This is a genomic window from uncultured Senegalimassilia sp. (assembly GCF_934632265.1).
In the GTDB taxonomy this organism is placed as follows: domain Bacteria; phylum Actinomycetota; class Coriobacteriia; order Coriobacteriales; family Eggerthellaceae; genus Senegalimassilia.
In genome coordinates this window covers 1-5,517 of record NZ_CAKTYH010000126.1, presented here as the reverse complement: position 1 = coordinate 5,517, position 5,517 = coordinate 1, and the positions used below count along the sequence as shown (strand labels likewise).

At 64.2% G+C, this 5,517-nt stretch carries 4 protein-coding genes; all 4 read right to left on the bottom strand.

Annotated elements, in window-relative coordinates:
- Nucleotides 1-264 precede the first annotated feature (264 nt).
- Complete coding sequence (locus tag Q0H50_RS08230) at nucleotides 265-2,811, bottom strand: ATP-dependent helicase (protein ID WP_294421292.1); 2,547 nt, start codon at nucleotides 2,809-2,811, stop codon at nucleotides 265-267.
- Between the two features lie 325 nt (nucleotides 2,812-3,136).
- Complete coding sequence (aroF, locus tag Q0H50_RS08225) at nucleotides 3,137-3,940, bottom strand: 3-deoxy-7-phosphoheptulonate synthase (protein ID WP_118350173.1); 804 nt, start codon at nucleotides 3,938-3,940, stop codon at nucleotides 3,137-3,139.
- Complete coding sequence (locus Q0H50_RS08220; RefSeq protein ID WP_294421290.1) at nucleotides 3,937-4,218, bottom strand: chorismate mutase; 282 nt, start codon at nucleotides 4,216-4,218, stop codon at nucleotides 3,937-3,939. Before Q0H50_RS08220 ends, aroF begins: the two co-directional genes overlap by 4 nt.
- A gap of 180 nt (nucleotides 4,219-4,398) precedes the next feature.
- On the bottom strand, nucleotides 4,399-5,337 hold the full coding sequence (locus tag Q0H50_RS08215) for an AEC family transporter (protein WP_294421287.1): 939 nt from the start codon (nucleotides 5,335-5,337) through the stop codon (nucleotides 4,399-4,401).
- Nucleotides 5,338-5,517 lie beyond the last annotated feature (180 nt).

Below are 5,517 nucleotides of genomic sequence, written 5' to 3'. Positions count from 1 at the left end.
CCGACGAAGGCGCATATGAATCAACAACAGCGAGGCTTCCTTCTTGCTGCCATCTCGATGGGCATATCGTCTGTTCATGTGCGGGCGCTAGCCGACCTGCGTCAACGCCACCGGCCGCTTGCGCGGCCACCCCGCGACGCCGACGCGTGAACACACCTCCGTCCCCCGTTCACACGACGAAGCGCCCCGCAAACCGTCGAGGTTTGCGGGGCGCTTCCGTATGCAGGCTGCAACGCGGCGCTGCCATACGCCGGCGCTTTCGGCCTACCCGATCTTGACGATGGGTGCGTAGTCTTTCAGCAGCTTCTTCGTTTGGCCGGACTTGGAGAAGCGGACGTAGAGCGTGTCGCCGTCCACCTTCGTCACCTTGCCGCGGCCGAACGTCTTGTGGTCTACGGTGTCGCCGGCGGCGAAGGTCATCTTGGCTGCCGCCTTCTTCTCCGCCCCGGGGCGCACGTAGGCACCCGATACCGAACGACCTGCGCCGATTCGGTTCGTGCGCACCTCGCGGCGCTCGCGCTCGGACCTGCCGCCGGGGGCGCTGGCACTCGAGCGGCCGAACACGCGGCCGCCGCCGGCCTCCACGCCGCTGCCCGAGATGCCCTTGCGGCTGCCGCGCTTCTCCCAACCGGTGCCGGAGAAGCCCTGGCTGCCCACGCCCATGGTCTGGCGAAGCTCGCCGGGGATCTCGTGGATGAAGCGCGAGACAGGGTTGGCCTGCGTCTGACCGAAGATCTGACGCGTATAGGCGCAAGTGAGGAACAGCACCTTGCGGGCGCGCGTGATGGCGACATAGGCTAGGCGGCGCTCCTCCTCGATGCCGGCGGCGTCGCCGACGCTGTTCATGTGCGGGAACAGCGTCTCCTCCATGCCCGCCACGAACACGCAGTCGAACTCCAGGCCCTTCGAGGCGTGCACCGTCATCATCGTGACCGCCTGGCCGTCCTCGTCCATGGTGTCGAGGTCGGTGCGCAGGCGCACCCACTCCAGGAAGTCGGCCAACGAATCGCCGCGCAGCACGCGCACGGGCTCGGCAGATTCTTGCAAACTCGCCGCAGGTAGCGCAGAGTCAGCGAGGGTTTCCCCAGTGCCCGAGCCGTGGTCGATGGCGAAGGCGCCGCGTACTTCGGTACGCAAGCCTTCGTCAACGGCCGCGGATTGGGTGCCGGGGGAAGCCGCAGCGTCGAGTCCGCCGCCGTTCGGCAGAACGGCGGAAGGCCGAGGGGCGGCGTAATCCGCATCCTCTTCGTCATGGGTGTCCACGAACTCGTCGACTACGGACAGGAACTCCTGGATGTTCTCAACGCGCCCGCGCGCCTCATCGGTGTTCTCGGCTTGCAGCGCGCTGATCAGGCCAGACTTGTCGATAACGGCCTCGATGCACTTGCGCAGGTCGCCCGAGTAGGACTGCGCGTCCTTGATGATCTGCACGAACTCCCCCACGCTGCGGCGCGTGGCGGCGCGCAGCTCGGGGTCGGCGATGGCGATCTCGGCGCCCTCCATGAACGTCATGTCCATCTCGCGCGCGAACTGCTCGATGCGCTCCACCGTGGACTTGCCGATACCGCGGCGCGGCGTGTTGATGACGCGTTTGGCCGCGATATCGTCGGCGGGGTTGACCACCAACGTGAGATAGGCCATGACGTCGCGAATCTCAGCGCGATCGAAGAATCGCGTGCCGCCGACGATGCGGTACGGCACGCCGGCGCGCAGCAGCATATCTTCGAGCATGCGCGACTGGGCGTTGGTGCGGTAGAACACCGCCACCTGGTTGTAGGACAGCCCCTTCTGGCGCTGCTTCTCGATCTCGCCGGCGATCCAGCGGCCCTCGTCGCGCTCGTCGGAGGCCATGTACACGTGGATCTTCTCGCCGTCTTCCTGGTCGGTGAACAGCTTCTTCACCTTGCGATGCTGGTTGTTCGCGATAACGGCGTTGGCCGCCGCCAGCACGTTGCCCACGCTACGGTAGTTCTGCTCCAGCTTCACCGTGGTGCACTGGGGGTAGTCCTTCTCGAACTCCAGGATGTTGCGGATATCGGCGCCGCGCCAGCTGTAAATGGACTGGTCGTCGTCGCCCACCACCATGATGTTGCCGTGCTGCTCGGCCAGAAGACGGGTAATCTCGTACTGCGCATGGTTGGTGTCCTGGTACTCGTCGACCATGATGTAGCGGAAGCGCAGCTGATAGGCCTCGAGCACGTCGGGGTGGTTCTTCAGCAGCAGATACGCATAGAGCAGCAGGTCATCGAAGTCGAAGGCGTTGGCCTGCTTCAGGCGCTCCTGCAGCTTCTCGTACACGCGCGCGGCCACCTTGCCCACCGGGTCGTTGGCCTCCTTCGCGAAGTTGCCAGGCACCTTCAGCTCGTTTTTCGCCGTGGAAATGCGGGTCATCAGGGCGTTTATGGGGAAACGCTTCGGGTCGATGTCCAGCTCGGCCATGATCTCCTTGTACAGGCGCTTCTGATCATCGGTGTCGTAGATGGTGAAGCTCTTCGAGAACCCGAGGCGCTCGGCGTCGGCGCGCAACATGCGCACGCACATGCTGTGGAAGGTGGACACCCACATGCCGCGGCTGCGCGGGCCGACCAGGCCCTGCAGGCGCTCGCGCATCTCGGCGGCCGCCTTGTTGGTGAACGTGATGGCCAAGATCTCCCACGGCGCCACATTCAGATCCTCCAGGATGTGCGCGATGCGGTACGTGAGCACGCGCGTTTTGCCTGATCCAGCACCAGCCAAGACCAAAAGCGGGCCTTCGGTGCATTCGACGGCCTGACGCTGGGGGCCGTTGAGCGTGGTGATGTCGACGGGCATAGGGCTTCCTAACATGATGTTCACGTGCGGTTGCAGGTTCAAGGCGCACAAGGCGCGACTGATGATTGTACCGCTTCCGAGCGGCGCGCGCCCGATTCGAGCCAAGCATGCACAGCATGGCCAGAGGATGTTCGATTCCGCGCGCAAAACCCCGCTGACGGCGCGGCTTGGCGAAGCGGGACGGGCAGCGGAACGAACTGGCCGCGGTCGGGCCCTCCCGTCCGCAAAAGGCACCGCCGTCCGCAAAAGCAATCTTTCCGCACGAAGAAGGCGGACCGGTTTCCCGATCCGCCTTCGTTATGATGCGCGAAACGCTTTGCGGCCGCTAGACGATCTTCTTCCCGAACACCGCGGCGATCTCGCGCAACTCCTCGACCAGGACGCGGAACTGCGCCGGGGTCAGCTGCTGCGGGCCGTCGGAAAGCGCCACCGGCGGGTTGGGGTGCACCTCGATCATGATGGAGTCGGCGCCCACGGCAACCGCAGCGCGCGCCAGGCTGGGCACCAGGTCGCGGACGCCTGCCGGATGGGACACGTCCACGCAGATGGGCAGCAGGCTCTGCTTGTGAATGACGGGCACAGCCGAGATGTCGAGCGTGAAGCGCGTGGCCGTCTCGAACGTGCGCAGGCCGCGCTCGCACAGCACCACGTTGTCGTTGCCCTCCATGGTGATGTAGTCCGTAGCCGCCAGCCACTCGGCGATGGTGCCCGCGAAGCCGCGCTTGAACAGCACCATCTTGTGGGAGTCCTTCGTGACCTTGCCGATGTTCTTCAGCAGGCTGAAGTTCTGGAAGTTGCGGGCGCCCACCTGCAGGCCGTCCACGTAGGAATGCACCAGCTCGCAATGCTCGGAGTCCATGACCTCGGTGAGCGTTTTCAGGCCGTACTTCTCGCCGCCGGCCTTCATGATCTTGAGCGCCTCCTCGCCAAGGCCCTGGAAGCTGTGCGGGTTGGTGCGCGGCTTGTACGCACCGCCGCGGATCCAGGTCAGGCCCAGGTCGCTGATGCACTCGGCCACTTCGAAGAACTGCTCTTCGCTTTCAACCGAGCAAGGGCCGGCGTAGATGGTTATCTCGTCGGTACGGGTGCCGTAATCCGGCAGTTTCGCTTCGATTCTCTGCTCGCTCATGCTGACGGGGTCTCCTTCATGACTTTCAGGATAGTACCGTAGATCTCGCGGAGGTTATCGTTATAGAGCGGGCCCTCGTTATAGCTGTCCACCTTCTCGAAGATCTCCTCTTCGCGTTTGGGGTCGTACAGACCCAGGTGCGCACCGGGCTTCAGGCCGCGGATGACCAGCGAATGACCGGCGCGCTTGTTGAGCAGCGCGACGATCTGGCGGTCAAGCTCGTCGATCTTTGCACGAGGTTCCGGGATCTGCTCGAACGAGCTGTTCTGATCAGACATCGGCGTTCCTTCCTGTTCTTGAGCGGTAACGAGCATGGCCGCGCGACGCGTCGAGTTCCAGACGCGCGCCGTGCCGGACGAAAGCGGCCCTCGTGTGCGCATCATGATAGCAAAACAACCGGCTGATTCAGGGAAATCTGAGGAATAAAGTAGGTAAATGGGGCAATCGCCCCACCCCGGTTACAAAACAGCCGAGAACGTAGCCAGCAAAGGGATGGTGACCAGCGCCAAGACGGTGGTGATGAAGGTGCCCTGGGCCATGGTCTTGGCGTCGCCGCCGTACTGGTAGCAGAACATGGTGCCGTTGGTGGCCACGGGCATGGCCGCCAGCACCACGACCACCCCCAGCAGCGCGCCGCCGGCAAGGGGCCGCATGACGGCGAAGATGAGCAGCGGGATGGCCACCATGCGCACCAGGCACGCGATCCACAGGCGAGGGGTGCCCATGAGCTTGGCGACGGGAAGGTTCGCAAGCGACGAGCCCACGATGAGCAGCGTGGCGGGCGTGGTGAAGCTGCCGATGGCGGAAAGCGCCGGGCCGACCACGGGCACGGCATGCACGCCGCAAAACGCCAGCACCATGGTGGCGAGCGTGGCGATGTTGCAGGGCGTGACGAAATCGCGCCAGCTCATGCGCACCTTGACGCCGTATTCGTTGTCCGACGCGATCAGCCACGCGCCGAAGGTGAACGACAGCAGGTTGAACACGATGTTGTACACAACCGCGTATACGACCGTCTGCGGGCCGAAGATGGCCGACAGCACGGGGTAGCCGATGAAGCCCGTGTTGCCGAAAATGAGCATGAAGCGGTACACGCCACGGCACCCGTCGGGGATGCGCAGCGTATAGGTGACAAAGTAGGCAATAGGGATGAACAGCGCATAGCTGAGCACGGAAAGCCCGATGATCTGCCCCATGAGCACAGGGTCGGGCAAGCTGTCCACGTTGAGCACCGACGCCAAGATCAGCGCCGGCAGCGTGGCGCTCAGGACAAGCCCCGAGAGCTTCTTGTCGAAGTCGGCGTCCATAACGCCCGTTTTCTTGCAGATATAGCCGACGCCTATGGCGGCGAACAGGGCCACCATCTGCGTGAAGATGCTGCTGAACTGGCTAAGCACCGCTTCCCTTCCCTTTCCGCGTGCATTGCATGAGCTCACGGAGCCGGGCGGGAAAGCGCAGAGCGCGGGCCTTACGCCAGGATGCCCGCGGTTTGCAGCGCGAAGACGCCGAGCACCAGCGCGCCCACCACGATGCGGTACCAGCCGAACGCCGTGAAGTCGTTCTTCTTAATGTACCCC

Coding starts and splice junctions, on each gene's coding strand:
- aroF (WP_118350173.1), bottom strand. CDS start 3,940: ATGAGCGAGCAGAGAATCGAAGCGAAACTGCCGGATTACGGCACCCGT.
- Q0H50_RS08220 (WP_294421290.1), bottom strand. CDS start 4,218: ATGTCTGATCAGAACAGCTCGTTCGAGCAGATCCCGGAACCTCGTGCA.
- Q0H50_RS08230 (WP_294421292.1), bottom strand. CDS start 2,811: ATGCCCGTCGACATCACCACGCTCAACGGCCCCCAGCGTCAGGCCGTC.